The 4,812-nt window shown below is 74.0% G+C and carries 4 protein-coding genes; all 4 read right to left on the bottom strand.

The genetic code is table 11. The features are described 5' to 3' along the window. Nucleotides 1-4: 4 nt before the first annotated feature. The 4 genes from HF519_RS29360 to HF519_RS29345 are packed head-to-tail and all read right to left on the bottom strand — an operon-like array spanning nucleotide 5 to nucleotide 4,733. The gene (locus tag HF519_RS29360; protein ID WP_169416221.1) at nucleotides 5-295 is read right to left on the bottom strand and encodes a ferredoxin family protein; all 291 of its coding nucleotides are present in this window, start codon (nucleotides 293-295) and stop codon (nucleotides 5-7) included. A gap of 4 nt (nucleotides 296-299) precedes the next feature. Beyond that, the gene (locus tag HF519_RS29355) at nucleotides 300-1,694 is read right to left on the bottom strand and encodes an FAD-dependent oxidoreductase (RefSeq protein WP_169416220.1); all 1,395 of its coding nucleotides are present in this window, start codon (nucleotides 1,692-1,694) and stop codon (nucleotides 300-302) included. Continuing rightward, the gene (locus HF519_RS29350; RefSeq protein WP_169416219.1) at nucleotides 1,691-2,743 is read right to left on the bottom strand and encodes a mycofactocin-associated electron transfer flavoprotein alpha subunit; all 1,053 of its coding nucleotides are present in this window, start codon (nucleotides 2,741-2,743) and stop codon (nucleotides 1,691-1,693) included. The genes HF519_RS29355 and HF519_RS29350 overlap by 4 nt, the downstream gene beginning before the upstream one ends. Before the next feature lie 25 nt (nucleotides 2,744-2,768). Continuing rightward, a complete protein-coding gene (locus tag HF519_RS29345; RefSeq protein WP_169416218.1) occupies nucleotides 2,769-4,733 on the bottom strand; it encodes a mycofactocin system FadH/OYE family oxidoreductase 2 in 1,965 nt (654 codons plus the stop codon). Nucleotides 4,734-4,812 lie beyond the last annotated feature (79 nt).

Raw genomic sequence — 4,812 nt, 5'->3', positions numbered from 1 at the left:
CCCCTCAGCCATGCCGGAAGACGACGCCCTGGCCGCCGTCGGGGTAGCTCCATCGGATCGCGCCGGAGTTGTTGCAGACCAGGTAGCAGGTGCCGCACTCGAAGCACTGCTCGTAGTTGAACAGGATGCCGCCCTCGGCGACGGGCACGAACAGGTTGGCCGGGCACGCCGTCACGCAGGCCTGCGTGGTGCAGGAGCGGCAGACGTCGGTGTCGACCTGGATGTGCGGCCGCTCACCGACACGGAAGTCGACGCATGCCATCCGGTCGGAGAAGGAGACCTCGGCGTAGCTCATGTGATCAGCTCAATCCTCGCAGTCCGGTGAGCCCGTCACGGGCCAGGTCGCGCAGTCGCACGCCGTGCTGTTTCGCGCTGCGCCGCAGGAGCTTGCGCAGTCCCGGCTTCGGCGTCGGGTTGGTGACGTCGAACATGCCCTGGACGATGTCGCAGATCATCCCGGGGTACTGCGTCTGCATCCGCTCCGACAGCACGAGGCCGGGGAGGTCACGCAGCTTCTTGTGGTCGGCGAGGACGAAGCTGCCCTCGAGCAGGGTGCGGTAGCCGGCCAGCCCGGCCTTGGACGTGTCCCCGCGGCGCAGCGCGGCGGCGGCCGCGCGCCCGGCGTACATCCCGGACCCGATCGCGAAGTTGACGCCCTCGAGCCAGATCCCGGCGGCCAGGCACAGCGCGGCGGCGTCGCCGGCGACGAGCAGGCCGTCGCCGATCAGCTGGGGCAGGTGCTTGTAGCCGCCCTCGGGGATCAGGTGCGCGGAGTACTCGACGAGCTCCGCGCCGCGGACGAGCGGGGCGATCGCCGGGTGTGCCTTGAGCTCGGCGACGACGTCCTCGGGGCGTCGCTTGGCCTTGGCCAGCCCGGGCAGTCCCAACACGACACCGACCGAGATCGACTCCAGGTTCGTGTAGAGGAAGCCGCCACCGGGGATGCCGCCGGTGGCGCCGAGCATCTCGATGTCGACGCCCTCGCGTCCGGCCAGCCCGAACCGCTCGTCGATCACCTCGCGGGGCAGCCGCAGGGTCTCCTTGACCCCCAGCGTCGTGTGCTCGACCTGGCGGGCGGCGTCGTAGAGGCCGGCCTGCTTGGCCAGGAAGGAGTTCACGCCGTCGCAGGCGATCACCACCCGGGCACCGAGGTCGCCGTCCGGTCGGTCGGTACGGATCCCGACGGCCGAGCCGTCGGGCCCGGTGAGCAGGCCGGTGGCCACGGTGGACGGGACGACGACCGCGCCCGCCTTCTCCGCCTCCGCGGCGAGCCAGGCGTCGAAGTCCGAGCGGTGCGCGGTGGCCCCGTTGTGGGGCGGCTCGCCCCAGGCCTGGCTGCGGAAGTCGACGGTCATCGCCTGGGTCGGGGTCATGATCATCGTCTGTCGGCGGGTGACCCAGCGTTGCACCGGCGCGTGCTCCCACCAGCGCGGGATCAGCTCGTCGAGGATCCGGCCGTAGATCACGCCGCCGTAGACGTTCTTCGAGCCGGGGTACGGCCCGCGCTCGACCAGCGCGACCGAGTGCCCGGCGCGGGCCAGCTCCAGCGCGGCCGCCGAGCCGGCCGGCCCGGCGCCGACGATGATCGCGTCGAAGGTCTGCGGCGGGACCGGTACCCGGACGGCGCGCCCGGCCGGGCCGGCGTGCTGCGAGCCCTCGGTCGCCGCCGCGGTCTGCGCCTGCGGCGCGGTCATCGTTCTCCTTCGTCGGCCGTCAGCAGCCGGTCGGCGAGCTCGCGCAGGAGCGCGGCGGCGTCGGTGACGATGCCCAGGTCGGCCATCGCGGTCATCGGGCAGCTCGGGTCGAGGTTGACGCTCACGATGTGCTCGGGTGCGCCCAGCCCGCCGGTGTGCTGCGCGGCCCCGGACACCCCGAACGCGATATAGAGGTCCGGGTCGGCCACGACGCCGGTGGCGCCGATCTGGCGCTGGTAGTCCGCCCAGCCGGCGTCGGTGACGACCCGGGTCGCGCCGACGCTCGCGCCGAGCGCGGCCGCCACCCGGCCGAGCAGGTCGATCGCCGCGGTCCCCGACGGCTCGCCGCCGCGGGTCAGTCCCGCGCCGGCGCCGAGGATGCGAGGCGCCTCGGCCAGGTCGGCCGTCGCCGGGTCCGGCGGCAGCACCTCGAGCACCTCGACGTCCGGGCACTGCGGCAGTTCGAGGTCCACCTCGGTCAGCTCGGGTTCGCCCGGAACGGCTTCGGCGCCGCGGATCCCGGGCTGCAGCGTCGCGACGAACGAGCCGGACACCGTGGCGGTCATCGCGAGCCGGCCGCCGTAGCGGATCAGGTCGGCTCCGTGCTCGCGCAGGGCCGTGACACCGGCGAGCAGCGGGCGGCCCAGCGCGGCGGCCAGCCGCGGCGCCAGGTCGCGGCCGTCCGGGGAGGCCGGCAGCAGCAGCGGCCCGGCGTCGGCGAGGACCCCGGCCAGCGCGGCGGCCCACCGGGCCGGGGCGAACGCACCGGCCTCGGCGAGCCAGGCCCGGCGCAGCGGGGGCAGCTCGGCGGCGGCCTCCTTGGTGCCGGACCCGATCAGCAGCGCGGCACCGCCGGCCTCGGCCACGGCCTCGTCGGCACCCAGCGGCACGATCCCGTCGCGGACGACGACGACGGCGAGCGGGCACCCGGAGGCCGGGCCGGGTTCGGGGGCCGGGCGGGTGAGCGGCTGCGCCGTCGCGTCGGCCGTGCCACCGGTCGTGCCGGGTCCCGGCTGGGCTCCGGCCTGCGACGGGACGGGTGCCGTCATCGGGGACCTCCGGCGAGGACGGCGCTCACAGCGACACCGCCACGCGGTGGCCCTCGACGACCGCGGCGTGGGCGCGGCGCGGCGTCACGCAGTCCCCGGCGCGGTGCACCGGGATCCCGCCGCCGCGCAGTTCGCGCCACAGCCCGTCCTCGGGGGCCTGCGGGACGGCGCACACCACCCAGTCGTACGTGAGCTCGGAGTCCACACCGACGGTGTGGTGCAGCACCTGCAGCGCGACCCGGCCGTCCTCGGTCGCGGACGCGCCCATGATCACCCGGTCGGTCGTCTGCTTGATCTTCTTGGCGTGCGCCCGCACGTTGAACATCTCCATGTCGAGCGTGATCCCGAGGTCCTGGCCGACGACCATGCCGGGGGTCGCGATCTCGACGTCGCAGCCGCGGTCGGCGAGCAGTTCGGCCACCGACGTCGCCTGATGGAAGCCCAGCTCGTCGAACACCAGCACCGAACCGGACGGCTCCGCGCGGCCCTCCAGCACGTCCCGGACATCGACCACCCGGTCCAGCCCGCCGGCCCACCACGGTGGCGCGGGGCGGGCGCCGGTGGCGAGGATGACGACGTCGGGGCGCTCGCACCGCACCTGGGCGGCGTCCACCTCGACACCGGTCCTGATCTCTACGCCGAGCCGCTTGCACTCGGCGAGCAGGTTGCGCACGACGTCGAGGAACTCCGCGCGGCTGGGCACCGAGGCGGCGACGCCGACCTGCCCGCCGGTCTCCTCCGACCGCTCGCACAACGTCACCCGGTGCCCCTGCCCGGCCGCGGTCGCGGCGGCCTGCAGCCCGGCCGGCCCGCCGCCCACGACGAGCACCCGGCGACCGGGGACGGTCGGCGACGGGATCGGCACGGCCTCCCGGCCGGCGCGCGGGTTCTCGATGCAGCCGAGCCAGCGGTTGAGTCCCATCCGGCCCACGCACTCCTGGTTGCAGGACAGGCAGGTGCGGATGTCGGCGGCGTGCCCGGCTCGGGCCTTGGCTGCGAAGTCCGGGTCGGCGATCTGCCCGCGGACCACGCCGATGAGATCGCAGTGTCCCTCGCGCAGGGCGCGGTCGGCCTGCAGCGGGTCCTTGAACCGGCCGACGCCGACCACCGGCAGGTCGACGGCCTTGCGCATCGCCGACGGGATGAACATCGCGTATCCCGGCGGGATGTGCATCGACGCCTCGATCATGTACAGCGTCGAGGTGGCCACGCCGATCGAGGTGTTGATGTAGTCGACCTTGCCGGACGCCTCGACCATGCGGGCGACCTCGACGGCCTCGTCGATCGTGGTGCCGCCCTCGATCAGCTCGTCGCCGCAGATGCGGACGCCGAGCGCGCGGTCCCGGCCGATCGCCGCACGCACCGCGTCGACGATCTCCAGCAGGATCCGGGCCCGGTTGGCCAGCGAGCCGCCGTAGTCGTCGGTGCGCTTGTTCGTGGCCGGGGACAGGAATCCCCGGACGATCGACGAGTGGCTGCACTGCAGTTCGACGCCGTCGAACCCGCCCTGCGCGCAGGCCTCGGCGACCTGCCCGTAACCGGCGACGATCTCGGCGATCTCCGTGACCGTGACGGCCTTCGGGACCTCGCGGAACATCGGGTCCGGCACGGCGGAGGGCGCCCAGACGGGGAGCCGGGAGAACATGGACGACGCCTGGCCGCCGTTGTGGTTGAGCTGGGCCAGGATCGGCACGTCGTGGGCGTGCACCGCCTCGGTGATCTTCTTGTAGCCCGGGACCACGTCGGGATGGAAGCCGTGGATGAGCTTCTCGTACGGCCAGTCCGTCGGGTGGGTCGAGTGCTCCTCGGTGATGATCAGCCCGGCGCCGCCGGCCGCGCGCGCCGCGTAGTACGCGGCGTGCTGGTCGGTGGGCCGGCCGTCCGCGGCGTAGTTGGTGAGGTGCGCCGAGAACACGATGCGGTTGCGCAGCGTCAGCGGTCCGAGCCGCAGCGGGGAGAAGAGGTGCCGGTAGGCACCGGTGGCGCTCATGCCCGGAACCCTCGTGAGCCGCTCACGAGCGCCGAGGGCGCGATCATCGGACGTCTCCTGTCGTGGCGCGGGTGGCGGG

The organism is Pseudonocardia bannensis (assembly GCF_012911875.1).
GTDB classification, from domain to species: Bacteria; Actinomycetota; Actinomycetes; order Mycobacteriales; family Pseudonocardiaceae; genus Pseudonocardia; species Pseudonocardia bannensis.
Note: the sequence above shows the minus strand (reverse complement) of the source record. Positions and strands in the feature narration are given on the sequence as shown.